We start from the raw sequence: 17,533 nt of genomic DNA on the forward strand, positions 1-17,533 counted from the left end.
AATGCAGGATGCACGATGGCCATTCATGCAGTTTGCACGACGCCTGCAAATTTCATGATTTTTAACTTATTGATTTATAAGCATTTTTATTTTTTCGCGTGCTGGCACAATCGCTGCAACCTCCTCTGCATGCTTGCCATTCAAGTGCATACGGAGCTGAAAGACATGAGCCTGATCCAAGAAAAATTTACCTCGCTGTTCTCCAACTTCAACGTCACCACTGCGCCACGTCCCGATGGCGGGATCCTGCTGACGCTGCGCAGCAGTGAAGGCAAAGTGTTCAAGCGCGCCCTGACGTATCAGCAAATGCACAACGCCGACCAACTGTCGTGGGCGATCAGCGCGATCCGTCGTGACCTGGCGGAAGAAGCCAGTGAGCTGCCGCAGATTGCGATGCTGCAAAGCCAGCAGCGCTTTGCCCTGCCGACGTATCACTCGCTGTAATTTGATTCGAGGTTTTAAACAGCCTTAAACAAAAACAGGCCGGGCAGTTTTCACTGTCCGGCCTGTTTTTTTGGCTGATGCAAAACTCCGTGTGGGAGCGGGCTTGCTCGCGAAAGCGGCGTGTCAGTCAAAAATATTTGGCTGACACACCGCTTTCGCGAGCAAGCCCGCTCCCACATTGGATTGAGGGTGGTTAGAAGGCTTCGGGTTCGATGCCGGTGAAGCTGTCGACGGTGATATGGCTTCCCAGCTCCCCACCCTCGCGCGCCAGGCCGCAGGTCTGCAGGCCTGCCGATTGAGCGGCATCCAGCTCCTCAACAATGTCGGACAGAAACAGAATGTCCTGCGGCTCGACACCAATCGCCTGTTGAATGTTGGTGTAAGACTGCGCCTCACGCTTGGGCCCCGACGTGGTATCGAAATACCCGCTGAACAGCGGTGTCAGATCTCCCGCCTCGGAGCAGCCAAAGATCAGCTTCTGCGCCTGGATCGAACCCGACGAATACACAAACAGTTGATAACCGGCCTGATGCCAGCGCTTGAGCGCTTCAACGGCATCCGGGTACACGTGGCCCTTCAACTGCCCGGCGTGATAACCCTGCGCCCAGACCATGCCTTGCAAGGCTTTGAGCGGCGTGGCTTTGCGATCTTCCTCGATCCAGCTCAAGAGAATTTCAACAACCCGTTCAACATCGGCCTGCGGTGCATTGCTGTCGCGGCGCACGGCGTCGAGTTGCTCAGCCACATCGGCACGTTCGGCGTTCTGTCGCACGAAGTCCGGCAGGTGTTTGGCCGCATACGGGAACAGCACATCAAAAACGAAACTCACCGCGCTGGTGGTGCCTTCAATGTCAGTGACAATGGCTTTGATCGGCATCGGCTCAGTCCTCCAGACGTGGGAAGCGCCCGGCGATGTCTTCGCCGGTGAAATTCGCGACCCAGCCTTCCGGGTTGTTGAACAGGCGAATCGCCACGAAGTGCGGGTGCTCGCCCATGTCGAACCAGTGCTTGGTACCGGCCGGCACCGAGATCAGGTCGTTCTTCTCGCACAACACCGCGTAGACATAATCGTCGATGTGCAGGGTAAACAGGCCACGACCGGCAACGAAAAAGCGCACTTCGTCTTCGCCATGGCGGTGTTCTTCAAGGAACTTGGCGCGCAGTTCGGCTTTTTGCGGGTGGTCGCTGTTGAGGCTGATCACATCGACGGTGATGTAACCGCGCTCGGTCATCAGTTTGTCGATCTGCTCCTGATAGGCGCTGATCACCTCCTCCTGGCTGGCGCCGGGCTGGATCTTCGCGGCGGCTTGCCAGCGGTCGAAGCGCACGCCCTGCTCGGCGAGCGTCGAGGCGATGTCTTCGAAATGGGTCAGCACCTTGTTCGGAATCTCGGGGCTGGATACGTGATAGACGGACAGGCTGCTCATGGGCAATTCCTCGGTATCGGCCTTGCCGTCCGGCTCTTGCAGACCGGTCGGGCAGTGCATTTGATCAGGCAAATGGGCGGCTTCTGGTGAAGTCAGCCTTGGCGGTTCATGACGCTGCGGGTTTTCAACTCGCATTCAAACAGAAATTCGAAGGCCTCGATCTGCCGCAGGGCATCGCTCATCTGCGCGCCCCAGGTGTAGAGGCCGTGGCCGCGAATCAGGTAACCGACGCAATCGGGATGGGCGTCGAGCCAAGGCTGCACCTTGGCGGCGAGGCGCGCAATGTCCTGATCGTTGTCGAAGATCGGCACGCGCACCCGCGACTCGTGGGTCGAGATGCCGCTGAAGGCTTTTTGCAGTTCGTAGTCTTCGAACTCGATAAAGTCTTGCGGCGCCAGGCGCGACAGCACCGTGGCGTTCACCGAGTGGGTGTGCAGCACCGCACCGATTTCCGCGCGCCAGCTGTAGAGCTGAGTGTGGAGCAGGGTTTCGGCCGAGGGCTTTTTGCCCGGTTCCAGGCTGTTGCCGGACAAATCCGTGGCGAGCACGTCGTCCAGGCCCAACTGGCCCTTGTGCTTGCCGGACACGGTCAGCAGCGCTTCGCTCGGCGACAGACGCGTCGAGTAATTGCTGCTGGTGGCCGGCGACCAGCCGCGACCATAAAGAAAACGCCCGGCATCGACGATTTGCTGGGCGAGTTGTTCACGCGTAAGGCTCATGGCCTGTCCTCTTGCATACGTGTGGCAATGATAACGGCGGCAGCGAGCGCCGCGAGACTGGCAATACTAAAGGTCAATGTCGCACCGAGGGCATTCCAGCTGTAACCGGAATACAACGCGCCCAGCGCGCCACCGGTGCCGGCCAGCGCCGCGTACAGCGCCTGACCCTGACCTTGCTGACGCGCACCGAAGCTACGTTGCACGAACGCGATGGCAGCCGCATGAAAGCTGCCGAAGGTCGCCGCGTGCAGCACCTGGGCCAACAACAGTACCCAGAGGAATTCGGCGAACGAACCTAGCAGCAACCAGCGCAGCGCCGCCAGCAGAAAACTCGCCATCAGCACCCGACGCAATGAAAAGCGCACGAGAATCCGGCTCATCGCCATGAACATCAGCACCTCGGCGACCACGCCCACGGCCCAGAGCATGCCAATTGTGCCGCGTGTGTAACCGAGGCGTTCAAGGTGCAAGGTCAGAAACGTGTAGTACGGGCCGTGGCTCATCTGCATCAGCGCGACGCAGGCGTAAAACGCCAGCACACCGGGGCTGCGCAGCTGCTTGAGAAAGCCCTCCCCGCTCGGCCGATTACCTTGCGGTGGCTGCGCGTTCGGCACCCACAGGCTGCTGAGGACGATGCCGGCCATGATCAGCACCAGCGCCGCCGGGTAGATGTCGAGGCTCAGCCATTCGAACAAACGGCCCAGCGCGACCACGGTGATGATGAAACCGATCGAGCCCCACAGGCGAATCTGGCTGTAGCGCGAGGTTTGCCCCTGCAAGTGCGCGAGGGTGATGACTTCGAATTGCGGCAACACCGCATGCCAGAAGAACGCGTGCAACGCCATGACCATCGCCAGCCAGGCGTAGGTCTTGCTGACGAAAATCAGCGAGAACGTCAGCAGCGTACACACCGCACCGAAGCGCACGATGGCCAGGCGTCTGCCGGTGTAGTCGCCGAGCCAGCCCCAGATGTTCGGCGCCACACAGCGCATCAGCATCGGGATCGCCACCAGCTCGCCGATCCGCGCAGGGCTGAACCCGAGGTGATCGAAGTACAGCGCCAGAAACGGCGCTGTCGAGCCGAGCAAGGCGAAATAGAACAGATAGAAACTGGACAGCCGCCAGTAAGGGAGCGCCGCCACGGTCAGGCCGCGACGGCTTGGCGATCAACCATCAAAGCTGACCCAGCACCGGGGTGCTGACGCGCACGTCGGCGTTCTGCCCACGATGACGCAGCAGGTGATCCATCAGCACGATGGCCATCATCGCTTCGGCAATCGGCGTGGCGCGGATGCCGACGCACGGGTCGTGACGGCCCTTGGTGATCACGTCCACCGGGTTGCCGTGGATGTCGATCGAACGGCCCGGGGTGGTGATGCTCGACGTTGGCTTCAGTGCCAGATGCGCGACGATCGGCTGACCGGACGAGATGCCGCCGAGGATGCCGCCAGCGTTGTTGCTGAGGAAACCTTGCGGGGTCAGTTCATCGCGATGCTCGGTGCCGCGCTGAGCGACGCAGGCGAAACCGGCGCCGATTTCCACGCCTTTCACCGCGTTGATGCTCATCAGCGCATGCGCCAGTTCAGCGTCGAGGCGGTCGAAAATCGGCTCGCCGAGGCCCGGCATCACGCCTTCGGCGACTACGGTGATCTTCGCCCCGACCGAGTCCTGATCGCGGCGCAACTGGTCCATGTAGGCTTCCAGTTCCGGGACCTTGTCCGGATCCGGGCTGAAGAACGCGTTCTGTTCCACCGAATCCCAGGTCTTGAACGGGATTTCGATCGGGCCGAGCTGGCTCATGTAGCCACGGATGACGATGCCCTGGCTGGCCAGATACTTTTTGGCAATCGCACCTGCCGCCACACGCATCGCGGTTTCCCGCGCCGAGCTGCGACCGCCACCACGGTAGTCGCGCTCGCCGTATTTGTGGTGGTAGGTGTAGTCGGCGTGCGCCGGGCGGAACAGATCCTTGATCGCCGAGTAGTCCTTGGACTTCTGGTCGGTGTTGCGGATCAGCAGGCCGATCGAGCAACCGGTGGTGCGGCCCTCGAACACGCCGGAAAGGATTTCGACTTCATCGGCTTCCTGACGCTGGGTGGTGTGGCGGCTGGTGCCTGGCTTGCGCCGATCGAGGTCGCGCTGCAGGTCTTCGAGGGAGATCTCCAGGCCCGGCGGGCAGCCGTCGACAATGGCGACCAACGCCGGACCATGGCTCTCGCCAGCGGTGGTGACAGTGAACAACTTGCCGTAGGTATTGCCGGACATGCAGGACGCTCCGTGAAATCAAACCCGAATTCGTGATGCGCGCCAGTATACGCAGGCTAACCGAGTAGTTCATCCTCGAACCTTAGTGGTGTTGGTGAGTCCAACCGGCACCTTGGCGAATGATGGCGTGATGATGCTGCGAGTTCTGATCTTGAGTCTTACCCTGTCTACCGGTTTTGCCCACGCGACTGTCCTGCAGCGCCCGATCTCTCTGGATACTGGGAGCGGTGAACTTTTCGGCTCGCTGTTGCTGCCAAAATCCGACAACCCAGTGCCGGTTGTCCTAATCCTTGCCGGCTCCGGTCCTACAGATCGTGACGGCAATAATCCCGATGGCGGGCGCAATGACAGCCTCAAGCGGCTGGCCTGGGTGCTGGCCAAACACAACATCGCCAGCGTGCGCTATGACAAGCGCGGGGTGGCTGCGAGCCGGCCGGCCACACCTGACGAGCGCAATCTGTCGGTGGAAGGCTACGTCGACGACGCCGTGGCGTGGAGCCAGAAGCTGAAAAACGATCCGCGCTTCGGCCCGTTGATTCTGCTCGGTCACAGCGAAGGTGCACTGATTGCCACCCTCGCCGCCCCGCGTGCCGACGCCGCTGCGCTGATTTCGCTGTCCGGCAGCGCCCGCCCGGTGGATCAGGTAATCCGCGAACAACTGGCCCGTAGCCTGCCGCCACCGTTGATGCTGCGCAGCAACCAGATTCTCGACAGCCTCAAGGCCGGTCACACCGATGCCGACGTGCCGGCGCCGTTGCAACCGATCTTCCGCCCGAGCGTGCAGCCGTATCTGATTTCGCTTTTCCGCCAGGACCCGGCCAAGGCTTTTGCGCAACTGAAGATGCCGGCGCTGATCGTCCAGGGCAGCAACGACATGCAGGTCGGCGTCGGCGATGCGCAGGCGCTGAAAGCCGCCAAACCCGACGCCGAACTGGTGGTGATCGAAGGCATGAACCACGTCATGCGCATCGTCCCCGCCGATGTGAAGCGGCAATTGGCCTCGTACAAGGACCCCAATTTGCCACTGGCGGCGGAACTGGGCGGCAAACTCATCGAATTTATTGACGGCATTCGCAACCGTTAACCGTAGTTTGCCCTCCAGTCCTGCAAAAAACGGCCGATAAGCCTTTGTCGCCAGCGTATCGGCTGGCGACAAGCAGGGCTTGGACAGGATCTCGCCGTTATGACTGATACCCCGACTTCACCCGACACCACCGCTGAAAAAGACGCACCGCCAGCGGTCGAGCTGCCATGGGCGGACGTCAGCGTCGAGCACCACAAGATGCTCCGCCTGGCCCCACTGCAGACTGACCGTCACACCGGTGGCCGGCCGTTGCGCTTTGTCGAGTTCGGCTACGCCGAGCGCAACAGCAAAGAACACAGCCTGATGCGCATGGCGATCAAACTGCCCGGTCAGCGCGTGCGTAAAGAGCAGAACCATCTGGATGTGTGGGTCAATCACACCAGCAAACGTGTGCACTTCGGCCCCGACAGCGGTTTGCAGATCGAACCGTTGAACCGTGGTATCGGTCGTTTCATGGCTGCACAAGGTATCAATTGGGCGAAAAAACGCTGGCCCGCCTACACCGTCGACGGCATGGACTTGAACAACAAGGACGCGCTGAACGAAGACACCCGCCTGCGTCGCGATCACTTCTTGCGCGTGCATGGTTTTGACGTGGTTTACGCCGACGCCCAGCATTTGAAGGGCAGCGTCAAAGAGGTACAGGTCGGTGACCTGTTGGGCGACTGGAACAGCGAGAAGCTGCAGATCGTCGAGATTCTCGAAGCGGCGCAGATGCTGCAACAGGCCGAGCAGAACCTGGCCGAGCAGGAAGTGAAGCTGAAGAAGCAGGAAGACAAAGTCAGCAAGTTCAAGCGTGAAGACGCTGGGTTGCGCTTCACCATTACCTGTCTGGTGGCGTTTGCGGTGTTTCAGGCGGGGTTGTTGATCTGGATTGCCACACACCGGTAGAGCCTTGAAACCGAGGCGTACCCATCGCGGGCAAGCCACGCTCCCACAGGATTTGTGTCGTGCACCGGACCTGTGGGAGCGGGCTTGCTCGCGAAGCTTTTAGGGGTCAGACGCGGGAGACGAACAAGGCCTGATGATCGCGGCACTGCTCTGCGGTCAGCATGAACACACCATGCCCGCCGCGCTCGAAATCGAGCCAGGCGAAGTCGACTTCCGGGTACAACGCTTCGACGTGTACCTGGCTGTTGCCCACTTCGACGATCAGCAGACCCTTCTCGGTCAGGTGATCCGCCGCTTCGGCGAGCATCCGGCGTACCAGGTTCAGACCGTCATCACCACAGGCCAGGCCCAGCTCCGGTTCGTGCTGGTATTCGTCCGGCATGTCGGCGAAATCTTCGGCATCAACGTACGGCGGGTTCGACACGATCAGGTCGAAACGCTGCCCCGGCAGGCCATCGAAACCATCGCCCTGCACGGTGTACACACGCTCATCGACGCCATGGCGCTCAATGTTCTGGTTGGCCACTTCCAGCGCTTCGAACGACAGGTCCGCCAGCACCACTTCGGCGTTCTGGAACTCGTAGGCACAGGCGATACCGATGCAGCCCGAGCCGGTGCACAGGTCGAGGATGCGTGCCGGCTCGTCGCCGATCCACGGTGCGAAGCGGTTTTCGATCAGCTCGCCAATCGGCGAACGCGGGATCAGCACGCGCTCATCGACGATGAACGACATGCCGCAGAACCATGCCTCACCCAACAGGTACGCAGTCGGGATGCGCTCTTCGATGCGGCGCTTGAGCAGGCGTTGCAGGTTGACCAGTTCGTCGTCTTCCAGCGCACAGTCGAGATAGCTGTCGGCGATCTCCCACGGCAGGTGCAACGCACCGAGCACCAACTGCCGGGCTTCATCCCAGGCGTTGTCGGTGCCATGGCCGAAAAACAGATCCTCCCCATGGAAGCGGCTGACGGCCCAACGGATGTGGTCGCGCAGGGTACGAAGTCGGGAAGTGATCACGGGGCAGAACTCCAGAAAAAACGACTGGCGATTCTACCAGCCAAAACGCGTCACGACGACGCGGGAAACATTCGCGGCCGACAGTAGGACTTTTCTGTTTTTTGCATCAGCTATTGAACAGAACGTGTAACTTGACAAGGCTGCAGGCCAGTAACGACGCTGCCTACGATGGTAGCGGTTCACAGAACCGCTCAGCCAGAGGACAATGCCGCAAAAGCCCCACCCCAAGGAGCCCCGAATGTCCGTTCCAAAAACGATGTTTCAACTCAGCGGCCGCGGTTACGCAGCGGCCACACTGAGCCATGCCACCGTGGTCATCATCGATGCCCAGAAAGAGTACCTCAGTGGCCCGCTGGCCCTGAGCGGCATGGACGCGGCCGTCGCGAACATCAAACAACTGGTCGCCGCGGCCCGTGCAGCCGGTCGGCCGATCGTGCACGTGCGTCATCTCGGCACCGTCGGTGGCCTGTTCGACCCGCAGGGCGAACGCGGCGAATTCATCCCCGGCCTTGAGCCACAAGGTGACGAAACCATCATCGGCAAACTGCTGCCGAGCGCGTTCCACGGCACCGAACTGCTCGACCGTTTGCAGAATCTTGGCTCGCTGGACCTGATCGTCTGCGGTTTCATGAGCCACTCCAGCGTCAGCACCACCGTACGCGCGGCGAAGAACCTGGGCTTCCGTTGCACCCTGGTCGAAGACGCCTGCGCCACCCGTGATCTGCCGTTCAAGGGCCGCGTGCTCAGCGCCGCCGTGGTGCAGGAAGCGGAAATGGCGATCATGGCCGACAACTTCGCCACCCTCGCCCTGACTCAAGATCTGATCTGATCTGCTCTGATGAGCGGCTCAGCATGCCGCTCATCCGCAAAAGCCTCGCATTTGCTTCAATTGCCTTAGCCTCAGGAACAACCCGGTCAACTCCCGGTCGAAGGGCCGATACCCATTGAGGAAGGTCGGAATGAAGTTATCCGATGGATTTGACGCACGCCGCTTGCGGCCCAAAGGCCAAAGCAACTGGCGTTTTCGATTCGGCGCAGCGATCGCCGCCATTCTGGCGACGTTCGGTGTGCTGCTGGCGATGGCCGGTGCCGCCAGCCTGCTGGGGCGCCCGCCGGCGCTCGGCGACTTGAATGCCACGCCGATGGGTTCGGCGATCATTCTCGCGGTCGGCTTGTTATTCCTGTATTTCGGTGTGGCGCTGTGGCGTCGATGCCGGCGTCGCGCCAGGCAATCGCGGGAGCTGAACATGTCCCCGCACCTGATGAAAAAACACGACTGACTCCACGGCCTGGCTTTTTGCCGGGCCGTTTTGTTTCGACTTGGGTAAACTGGCCGCCCTTCGCGGAGGCTGACATGCAAGACGACGATTTTTCCCTGTTCAAAAGTGCGATCCAAGGCGTCAAGCCGATCAAGCACGACCGCGCCGACACTGGCAAACCCAAGGCTGACCGCGCGCAGATCGCCAAACTGCGCCAGTCCGCCACCGTGCGCACCGACACCACCACCGTGGATGGCCTGTCCGATCAGTTCGTGATCGACGTCGGCCCCGAAGACGAGTTGATGTGGGCCCGCGACGGGGTGCAGGAAAGCCAGATGCGCAAGCTCAAGATCGGCCAGATCCCGTTCGAAGGCAGCCTCGACCTGCACGGCATGAACGTCGAAAAAGCCCGCGAGACCCTCTGGGCCTTTCTCGCCGAAGCGACCAAATTCGAAATCCGCTGCGTGCGCGTCACCCACGGCAAGGCCGTGCGCCTGGACGGCAAGCGGCCGATGATCAAAAGCCACGTCAACACCTGGCTGCGTCAGCATCCGCAAGTGCTCGGTTTCTGCTCGTGCCAGGCGAAACACGGCGGTGCCGGCGCGGTGTACGTGATGCTCAAACGCACCATGATGGAAGGCCGCGACGAATAATCGCGTTACACCGAACTTGCAGGGTTGTGTCCGCCACCGTACCCTTGCCCTTTGCGAAAATCCACACAGGTAGTTTCATGTCCCTGGAACAGAATTACACCGCGATTCTCGGCCAACTGGGCGAGGACGTGTCCCGCGAGGGCCTGCTCGACACGCCAAAGCGTGCCGCCAAAGCCATGCAGTACCTCTGCCGCGGTTATGAACAGACGCTCGAAGAGGTCACCAATGGTGCCCTGTTCAGCTCCGACAACAGCGAAATGGTGCTGGTCAAGGACATCGAGCTGTACTCGTTGTGCGAACACCACCTGCTGCCGTTCATCGGCAAGGCGCACGTTGCGTACATTCCGAGCGGCAAAGTGCTGGGCCTGTCGAAGGTCGCGCGGATCGTCGACATGTACGCCCGCCGTCTGCAGATCCAGGAAAACCTCAGCCGCCAGATCGCCGATGCGGTGATGCAAGTCACCGGTGCGCTGGGCGTGGCCGTGGTGATCGAGGCCAAGCACATGTGCATGATGATGCGCGGTGTCGAGAAACAGAATTCGTCGATGATCACTTCGGTGATGCTCGGTGAGTTCCGCGAAAACGCGGCGACTCGCAGCGAGTTCCTCAGCCTGATCAAGTAATCGGCTGCAGAAAAAAACCGGCGTTGATCGCCGGTTTTTTTTCGCCTGTGAAAAATCGGGTAAGCTGCGCGCCCTTCTCTCTTTGCACCGTGAGGCTTTCAACGTGTTCGTAAAAGCGCTTCGTGTCGGCCTTGGCCAACTGATCATCTTCATTGACTTCATCACCCGCCCGGGCAAGAAACAGCGCCCGGCGGAGGTACAGGCGCAAGTCAACGCCGCCGCCAAAGGCCTGACCCTGTATCAGTTCCACGCCTGCCCGTTCTGCGTGAAAACCCGTCGTACGCTGCGTCGCCTGAATGTGCCGGTCGCACTGAAGGACGCGAAGAACAATGAACAGGATCGCCAGACGCTGCTTGACCAGGGCGGCAAGATCAAAGTGCCGTGCCTGCGCATTGAAGAGAATGGGCAGACGACCTGGATGTATGAGTCCAAGGTGATTATTGATTATCTGGATAAGCGGTTTGCGGCGGTCTGATATTGATGTTGTGTTGCTTATGACCCCATCGCTGGCAAGCCAGCTCCCACAGTGATCTGTAGCGTTCACATAACCTGTGGGAGCTGGCTTGCCAGCGATGAGGGCCGCAAGAACAACACATTACTCAGACAAAAATAAACCGGCCCTCGAGCCGGTTTATTTGTTTTTCACGCCGCTTTATTTATCTGCGCCTGCCTCACCACCGCCGCCAACCGCTTCAACCCTTCATCCAGTCGCGCCGGGTCGATGTGGCTGAAATTCAAACGCAGGTGCCCGAGGTTTTTATCCGGTTCGGGAAAGAACGGCTCGCCCGGCATGAACGCCACGTCATTGGCCAACGCCTCGTTGAGCAACGTCCGCGTATCCAGCGGTTGCTTCAGCGTCAACCAGAAAAACAACCCGCCCTGCGGCATGTTCCAGTTCGCCAGATCGGAAAAGTGCGTTTCCAGCGCTGACTGGAAAGCATCCCGCCGCTGCCGGTAAAAGCCGCGCAACTCGCTCAGGTGCTGCTGATATTTTTCACTGCCGATCCATTGCAGCGCCTGCCACTGGCCGATGCGGTTGGTGTGCAGATCCGCCGATTGCTTGAGCTTGAGCAAATGCGGGAACAGGTCCGGGCTGGCGATCAGGTAGCCGACGCGCAAACCCGGCAGCAAGGTTTTCGACACGGTGCCGGTGTAGATCCAGCTGGCTTTCTGCAAACGCCCGGCAATCGGTTTGGCGCTGCCGCCATCGAACGTCAGTTCGCGGTACGGCTCGTCTTCGATCAGGGTCACGCCGAATTCATCGAGCAATGCGGCGACGGCGGCGCGCTTGGCTTCGCTGTAGCGCACGGCGGAGGGGTTCTGGAACGTCGGGATCAGGTAGATGAACGCCGGGCGATGTTGCTCAAGGCGACTGCGCAGTTGGGCCAGATTCGGGCCATCGGCCTCTTGCGGCACGGTCAGGCAATCGGCGCCGAACAGCTGGAAGATCTGCAACGCGGCCAGGTAGGTCGGCGCCTCCAGCAGGATTTCGGTGCCTTTGTCGATGTATAACTTGGCCGCCAGATCGAGGGTCTGCTGGGAACCGCTGACCACCAGCACCTGACTCGCCGTGCACTCCAGCCCCAACGCTCGCGCCTGCGCCGCCAGCGCTTCACGCAGCGCCGGCTCGCCTTCGCTCATGCCGTACTGACCAAGCGCCAACGGCATCTCGGACCATTCGACTTTCGGCAGCATGGCTTCGGCCGGCAAGCCGCCGGCAAACGACATCACCTCCGGGCGCTGGGCGGCGGCGAGGATTTCACGGATCAGAGAACTTTTAAGGCGCGAAACACGTTCGGAAAAAGCCATGGGAGTCACCGGTAGCGAGGCCTGGGAAAAATGAGTCAAACTGGTTGACTGAAACTACGACAGCTTGAGCGAGTACGTCAACATGCTTGACCTTAAAAACCCCGCCAGCCAGCAACAGGCGATGGAAGCGTTTTTCTTCGGCTATCAGGCGTTCACCGCCAAGGCTGATGAAATGCTCGAGCGGCGCGGCCTGTCCCGGGTGCATCAGCGGATTGTGTTCTTCATCGCGCGTTATCCGAATTTGAGCGTGAAGGAATTGCTGAGCTTGCTCGGCGTGAGCAAGCAGGCGTTGAACATGCCGTTGCGCCAGCTGCAGGAAATGCACCTGGTGGAGAGCCTGGCGTCGGAGGCAGACAAGCGTAAGCGCCTGCTGGAGCTGACTGCTGAAGGTGAGAAGTTTGAGCAGGCGTTGCGGCGTGAGCAGGTTAAGTTGCTCGAGCGGGTGTTTGCCGAGGCTGGGGAGGCGGCGGTGAATGGGTGGTTGGCGGTGAATATGGCACTTGGGAGCTCCCAGTCACATCTTGATTGACTGGACTGGCCTCTTCGGGAGCAAGCCCCCTCCCACAGTGGATCTCCAGTGGACCCTAATCATGGGTAACCAGCAGAACCCTGTGGGAGGGGGCTTGCTCCCGAAGAGGCCAGAACAGGCGATATATCCCTATCGCCTGACCTTTCGTAAACAAAACCAAAAACAATATTTGCTTTATTTGTACACAAAAGCATAATCCACTGCGTGCGAGTTCCTGACCGCATGGTCAACAAATTCGCGTATGCCTCAAAGGGCTGCTGCCACCCCTCATGGGTCCGGCCCTGGAAATAACAATAAAACTCTTGAGGAGTACTCGCTGTGGAAAGCCGCAAATCCGAAGCATCGACGCTGGAACTCTCGCCGCCCTTACGCACAGGCGTGCTGGAGCGCATCTTCAAACTCAGCTTGCATGGCACCACGGTGAAGACCGAGCTGATTGCCGGTCTGACAACCTTCATCACCATGGCTTACATCATCTTCGTCAACCCGAACATCATGGCCGATGCCGGGATCGATCACGGTGCAGCCTTCGTCGCCACCTGCATCGCCGCCGCGCTCGGCTGCCTGCTGATGGGCCTGTACGCCAACTGGCCGGTGGGCCTGGCACCGGGCATGGGCCTCAACGCTTTCTTCACTTACACCGTGGTCGGCACCATGGGCTACAACTGGGAAACCGCGCTCGGTGCGGTGTTTGTCTCCGGTGTGCTGTTCATGATCCTTACCTTCTCGCGCATTCGCGAATGGCTGCTCAACAGCATTCCGGTCAGCCTGCGCTTTGCGATGGGCGCCGGTGTCGGTCTGTTCCTCGGGCTGATTGGTCTGAAAACCGCCGGTATCGTCGTCGACAGCCCGGCCACCCTGATCAAACTCGGCTCCCTGCGTGAACCCGGCCCGCTGCTGGCGGCGATCTGCTTCCTGATGATCGCGATCCTCAGCTACCACAAAGTCTTCGGCGCGATCCTCATCAGCATCATCACCGTGACCCTGGCCGGCTGGGGCCTGGGCATCGTGCACTACGAAGGGATCATGTCGACCCCGCCAAGCCTGGCGCCGACCTTCATGGCAATGAACGTCGCGGGTGTGTTCAACGTCAGCATGATCAGCGTGGTCCTGGCTTTCCTCTTCGTGCACATGTTCGACACCGCCGGCACCCTGATGGGCGTGGCCCAGCGCGCCAATCTGGTCAACGCGGACGGGCGTATCGAAAACCTTTCCCGAGCGATGAAAGCCGACAGCGCCTCCAGCGTCTTCGGCGCGGTGGTCGGTGTCCCTCCGGTTACAAGCTATGTGGAAAGTGCCGCGGGTGTAGCGGCTGGTGGTCGGACTGGTCTTACCGCAGTCACCGTGGGTGTGCTATTTATAGCGGCGATGTTTTTCGCGCCACTGGCCGGGATGATTCCGGCTTACGCCACCGCCGGTGCGCTGATTTATGTCGCGATGCTGATGATGGGCGGCATGGCGCACATCGAATGGGATGAAGCCACTGACGCCATCCCGGCGATCGTCACTGCGATCATGATGCCGCTGACCTTCTCGGTCGCCGATGGCATTGCGCTGGGCTTCATCACCTACGTGGCGTTGAAGGCCGGTACCGGCAAGTACAAGGAAATTTCCGTCAGCCTGTGGGTGCTCTGCGCGATCTTTATCGCCAAGTTCATCTTCTTGTAAGCGTCACGCGGTTCAAGCGTCAAACCAGCCTCACCCTCGCGGGTGGGGCTTTTGCACATTCTTGAGTACAACAAAAAAAGGAGCAAAGTGATGAGTCTGGAAACCTGGCTGCTGTTCAGCGGCGCGGCATTGGTGGTGATCCTGATTCCGGGGCCGCTGTCATTGCTGATGATCAGCAACAGTCTGAACTACGGCTTGCGCCGCTCTTACCCGGCGTTTCTCGGCGGCGTGATTGCCTCGATCTGCCTGCTCAGTGCTTCGGCGCTGGGGCTGGGCGCCCTGCTGCTGGCGTCAGAACAACTGTTCAGCGCCCTGAAAATCGTCGGCGCGCTGTACCTGTTCTATCTCGCCTGGCAGAGCTGGCAGCAATCGCGTCAGCCAGCGGTCGGTGCCGAAGTGCCACAAGCCGCACCAGTGCCACGCTTTCGCACACTGTTCGGGCGTGCGTTTGTCTTGGGTGCGAGCAATCCGAAAGACATTCTGTTCTTCGCCGCGTTTCTGCCGCAGTTCCTCAGCGCACAACAGCCGTTCCTGCCGCAGTTGCTGATCATGATCGCGACTTGGGTGGTGCTCGACCTGTGCTGCAAACTGGCTTATGGGCTGGGTGCACATGGCGCGGCGCGCTATCTGCGCAGCGGCAAGGGACAGAGCTGGTTCAACCGGGTGAGTGCCGGACTGTTCAGTGGTGCCGGTGCTGCGTCGCTGTTGAGCCGCTGACAGCAAAAGCTTCGCGAGCAAGCCCGCTCCCACATTTGGAATGCATTCCCTTGTGGGAGCGGGCTTGCTCGCGAAGGCGTCAGACCAGACAGCACTTTCCTCCAAGCGAAAAAAAGCCCGCAGTGTGAGCGGGCGAAAGACCAAAGAAGCTATATGCGCAGTCGCTTCCCGGTAGGGGCAGCTGCTTGGGGTCAGCTGCCCCGGTAGGTGGAATAGCTGTAAGGCGAGATCAGCAGTGGCACATGGTAGTGATCCTGTTCGGCAGAGATGCCGAAACGCAGCACCACCACGTCGAGGAACGCCGGTTCCGGCAGTTGCACGCCACGGGCGCGGTAGTAATCGCCGGCGTGGAACTGCACCTGATAGACCCCGGTGCGGTAGTCATCGCCTTGCAGCAGCGGCGCATCGACCCGGCCATCACTGTTGGTAATCGCACTGGCGACCAATTCCAGATGCGAGCCTTCAACGCGGTACAGCTCGACCTTGATCGAGCTGCCCGGGCAACCGTGTGCAGCGTCCAAAACGTGTGTTGTCAAACGTCCCATTGATTCTGCGCGCCTGGCCGCAAAGAGCAGTCAGACTTCGCGCCTCCCGAAGTCAGGTAAAAAGGAGACCGCACCGATTCGGAGCACGAAAAGTTGCGGCGAGCGACTGATTAAGACACTTTTAAAAAAAATTGTACACAATAAAAACGACATTTTTCACCTCACCCCCGCCATTCGGGCGTTTACCCCTGATCTGCCCCTCAAGCGCCTGCCTATTGAACCTCACAGCCATTAGCTGACTGATCAGGCAGGTTTCTTGCAGGTTTACGCCATTAGCAGCAAAAGATGACAGTCGGTGAAAAATGCGAAAATTCAGGCTTACAAATTGCGAGTAAAGTTGTATACAATCAGCCCATCGCTGTGACGCCAGCCTGTGCAGGCCGTTACACAAACCTGTCAACGAATAAGAAGGAAGACTGCAGTGAGCGCTGACTACCCACGCGACCTGATCGGTTACGGCAGTAACCCTCCTCACCCACACTGGCCGGGCAACGCGCGCATCGCCCTGTCCTTCGTGCTCAATTACGAAGAAGGCGGCGAGCGCAACATTCTGCACGGCGACAAAGAATCCGAAGCCTTCCTCTCCGAGATGGTCGCTGCTCAACCGCTGCAAGGCGCACGCAACATGAGCATGGAATCGCTTTACGAGTATGGCAGCCGCGCCGGCGTATGGCGGATTCTGAAACTGTTCAAGGAATTCGACATTCCGCTGACCATCTTCGCCGTGGCCATGGCCGCCCAGCGCCACCCGGATGTGATCCGCGCGATGGTTGAAGCCGGTCACGAGATCTGCAGCCACGGCTACCGCTGGATCGACTACCAATACATGGACGAGGCGCAGGAGCGCGAGCACATGCTCGAAGCGATCCGCATCCTCACCGAACTCACCGGCGAGCGCCCACTGGGCTGGTACACCGGCCGCACCGGCCCGAACACCCGACGCCTGGTGATGGAAGAAGGCGGCTTCCTCTACGACTGCGACACCTACGACGACGACCTGCCCTACTGGGAACCGAACAACCCGACCGGCAAACCGCACCTGGTGATCCCGTACACCCTCGACACCAACGACATGCGCTTCACCCAGGTGCAGGGCTTCAACAAGGGCGACGATTTCTTCGAATACCTCAAAGACGCCTTCGACGTGCTCTACGCCGAGGGCGCCGAAGCGCCGAAGATGCTTTCGATCGGTCTGCACTGCCGGCTGATCGGCCGTCCGGCGCGTCTGGCCTCGCTCAAGCGCTTCATCGAATACGCCAAAAGTCATGAACAGGTGTGGTTCAGCCGTCGCGTCGACATCGCGCGTCACTGGCACCAAACCCACCCGTACCAAGGGGCCGCTAAATGAGCCACTTTCAAACCCTGCAACCGTCGACCCTGAGCCGCGACGCCTTCGTCAAAGCCTTCGCCGACATCTACGAACATTCGCCATGGGTAGCCGAGAAGGCTTACGACCTGGGCGTGGACGCTTCGATCGACGAGATCGAAACCCTGCACCAGCGCATGAGCGACATCCTGTTGAGCGCCGATCACACCAGTCAACTGGCACTGATCAACGCTCACCCGGACCTGGCCGGCAAAGCTGCCGTCCAGGGCCAACTGACCGAAGCCAGCACCAATGAACAGGCGGGCGCCGGTATTCACCAATGCACGGCCGAAGAGTTTCAGCGCTTCACCGAGCTGAACGACGCCTACAAGGCCAAGTTCAAGTTTCCCTTCATCATGGCGGTAAAAGGCAGCAACCGGCATCAGATCCTCGCGGCGTTCGAAACGCGCATTCACAACCCGGTCGACACCGAATTCAAATGCGCGCTGGCGGAGATCAACAAGATCGCCCTGTTCCGTTTACTGACTCTCTAGCGAAGCCTGGCCCGAGTGCATCAAA

The 17,533-nt window shown here is 60.1% G+C and carries 21 protein-coding genes; 13 read left to right on the forward strand and 8 right to left on the reverse strand.

Features of this window, described 5'->3' with window-relative positions:
- Nucleotides 1-165: 165 nt before the first annotated feature.
- The gene (locus H043_RS30965; protein WP_027613327.1) at nt 166-444 is read left to right on the forward strand and encodes a DUF3509 domain-containing protein; all 279 of its coding nucleotides are present in this window, start codon (nt 166-168) and stop codon (nt 442-444) included.
- Between the two features lie 193 nt (nt 445-637).
- Here H043_RS30965 and mtnC read toward each other — a convergent pair whose 3' ends face one another.
- From mtnC to aroC, 5 genes are all read right to left on the reverse strand, one after another.
- On the reverse strand, nt 638-1,321 hold the full coding sequence (gene mtnC / locus H043_RS0119950) for an acireductone synthase (protein ID WP_027613328.1): 684 nt from the start codon (nt 1,319-1,321) through the stop codon (nt 638-640).
- A 4-nt stretch (nt 1,322-1,325) separates the two neighbouring features.
- A complete protein-coding gene (locus tag H043_RS0119955; RefSeq protein WP_027613329.1) occupies nt 1,326-1,871 on the reverse strand; it encodes an acireductone dioxygenase in 546 nt (181 codons plus the stop codon).
- Between the two features lie 92 nt (nt 1,872-1,963).
- On the reverse strand, nt 1,964-2,590 hold the full coding sequence (locus H043_RS0119960) for a methylthioribulose 1-phosphate dehydratase (RefSeq protein ID WP_027613330.1): 627 nt from the start codon (nt 2,588-2,590) through the stop codon (nt 1,964-1,966).
- Nucleotides 2,587-3,732, reverse strand: coding sequence for an MFS transporter (locus H043_RS0119965; protein ID WP_027613331.1), 1,146 nt, complete (start codon nt 3,730-3,732; stop codon nt 2,587-2,589). Before H043_RS0119965 ends, H043_RS0119960 begins: the two co-directional genes overlap by 4 nt.
- A gap of 31 nt (nt 3,733-3,763) precedes the next feature.
- Nucleotides 3,764-4,855: a chorismate synthase gene (gene aroC, locus H043_RS0119970; RefSeq protein WP_027613332.1), complete on the reverse strand. Its 1,092-nt coding sequence runs from the start codon at nt 4,853-4,855 to the stop codon at nt 3,764-3,766.
- 130 nt (nt 4,856-4,985) lie between these two features.
- On the opposite strand from aroC, the gene H043_RS0119975 reads away from it, so the two are divergent.
- On the forward strand, nt 4,986-5,939 hold the full coding sequence (locus tag H043_RS0119975; RefSeq protein ID WP_027613333.1) for an alpha/beta hydrolase: 954 nt from the start codon (nt 4,986-4,988) through the stop codon (nt 5,937-5,939).
- Nucleotides 5,940-6,038: 99 nt separating this feature from the next.
- Complete coding sequence (locus H043_RS0119980) at nt 6,039-6,830, forward strand: hypothetical protein (RefSeq protein ID WP_027613334.1); 792 nt, start codon at nt 6,039-6,041, stop codon at nt 6,828-6,830.
- A gap of 106 nt (nt 6,831-6,936) precedes the next feature.
- On the opposite strand, the gene prmB is transcribed toward H043_RS0119980, so the two are convergent.
- Complete coding sequence (gene prmB, locus H043_RS0119985) at nt 6,937-7,845, reverse strand: 50S ribosomal protein L3 N(5)-glutamine methyltransferase (RefSeq protein ID WP_027613335.1); 909 nt, start codon at nt 7,843-7,845, stop codon at nt 6,937-6,939.
- Between the two features lie 238 nt (nt 7,846-8,083).
- Here prmB and H043_RS0119990 point away from each other — a divergent pair, with 238 nt between their 5' ends.
- The 5 genes from H043_RS0119990 (at nt 8,084) to H043_RS0120010 (ending at nt 10,855) form a co-directional block, all read left to right on the forward strand.
- Nucleotides 8,084-8,674: a cysteine hydrolase family protein gene (locus tag H043_RS0119990; protein WP_003223193.1), complete on the forward strand. Its 591-nt coding sequence runs from the start codon at nt 8,084-8,086 to the stop codon at nt 8,672-8,674.
- Nucleotides 8,675-8,804: 130 nt separating this feature from the next.
- Nucleotides 8,805-9,125: a hypothetical protein gene (locus H043_RS0119995; protein ID WP_007914024.1), complete on the forward strand. Its 321-nt coding sequence runs from the start codon at nt 8,805-8,807 to the stop codon at nt 9,123-9,125.
- A 74-nt stretch (nt 9,126-9,199) separates the two neighbouring features.
- Nucleotides 9,200-9,757 carry a Smr/MutS family protein gene (locus H043_RS0120000; protein WP_027613336.1) on the forward strand — a complete coding sequence of 186 codons (558 nt, stop codon included), beginning with the start codon at nt 9,200-9,202 and terminating at the stop codon, nt 9,755-9,757.
- Nucleotides 9,758-9,834: 77 nt separating this feature from the next.
- The gene (folE, locus tag H043_RS0120005) at nt 9,835-10,380 is read left to right on the forward strand and encodes a GTP cyclohydrolase I FolE (protein ID WP_003442011.1); all 546 of its coding nucleotides are present in this window, start codon (nt 9,835-9,837) and stop codon (nt 10,378-10,380) included.
- Between the two features lie 103 nt (nt 10,381-10,483).
- Entirely contained in the window at nt 10,484-10,855 is a 372-nt protein-coding gene (locus tag H043_RS0120010; RefSeq protein ID WP_007960660.1) for a glutathione S-transferase N-terminal domain-containing protein, read from the forward strand.
- A 167-nt stretch (nt 10,856-11,022) separates the two neighbouring features.
- Here the strand turns inward: H043_RS0120010 and H043_RS0120015 are convergent, their stop codons facing one another.
- The gene (locus H043_RS0120015) at nt 11,023-12,189 is read right to left on the reverse strand and encodes a PLP-dependent aminotransferase family protein (protein WP_027613337.1); all 1,167 of its coding nucleotides are present in this window, start codon (nt 12,187-12,189) and stop codon (nt 11,023-11,025) included.
- An 82-nt stretch (nt 12,190-12,271) separates the two neighbouring features.
- Between H043_RS0120015 and H043_RS0120020 the strand changes: the two genes are divergently transcribed.
- The 3 genes from H043_RS0120020 (at nt 12,272) to H043_RS0120030 (ending at nt 15,103) form a co-directional block, all read left to right on the forward strand.
- Nucleotides 12,272-12,718 (forward strand): MarR family winged helix-turn-helix transcriptional regulator, encoded by a 447-nt coding sequence (locus tag H043_RS0120020; RefSeq protein WP_027613338.1) that lies wholly within the window; start codon nt 12,272-12,274, stop codon nt 12,716-12,718.
- A gap of 318 nt (nt 12,719-13,036) precedes the next feature.
- On the forward strand, nt 13,037-14,386 hold the full coding sequence (locus H043_RS0120025; protein WP_027613339.1) for an NCS2 family permease: 1,350 nt from the start codon (nt 13,037-13,039) through the stop codon (nt 14,384-14,386).
- A 90-nt stretch (nt 14,387-14,476) separates the two neighbouring features.
- Nucleotides 14,477-15,103, forward strand: coding sequence for a LysE family translocator (locus H043_RS0120030; protein ID WP_003223174.1), 627 nt, complete (start codon nt 14,477-14,479; stop codon nt 15,101-15,103).
- Nucleotides 15,104-15,294: 191 nt separating this feature from the next.
- Here H043_RS0120030 and uraH read toward each other — a convergent pair whose 3' ends face one another.
- Nucleotides 15,295-15,648, reverse strand: a complete 354-nt coding sequence (gene uraH / locus H043_RS0120035) for a hydroxyisourate hydrolase (protein WP_003223171.1) — start codon at nt 15,646-15,648, stop codon at nt 15,295-15,297.
- 421 nt (nt 15,649-16,069) lie between these two features.
- On the opposite strand from uraH, the gene puuE reads away from it, so the two are divergent.
- A complete protein-coding gene (puuE, locus tag H043_RS0120040; protein WP_027613340.1) occupies nt 16,070-16,996 on the forward strand; it encodes an allantoinase PuuE in 927 nt (308 codons plus the stop codon).
- On the forward strand, nt 16,993-17,508 hold the full coding sequence (uraD, locus tag H043_RS0120045) for a 2-oxo-4-hydroxy-4-carboxy-5-ureidoimidazoline decarboxylase (protein ID WP_027613341.1): 516 nt from the start codon (nt 16,993-16,995) through the stop codon (nt 17,506-17,508). Before puuE ends, uraD begins: the two co-directional genes overlap by 4 nt.
- The last annotated feature ends 25 nt before the right edge of the window (nt 17,509-17,533 follow it).

The organism is Pseudomonas sp. URIL14HWK12:I6, from assembly GCF_000514195.1.
Lineage (GTDB): Bacteria > Pseudomonadota > Gammaproteobacteria > Pseudomonadales > Pseudomonadaceae > Aquipseudomonas > Aquipseudomonas putida_A.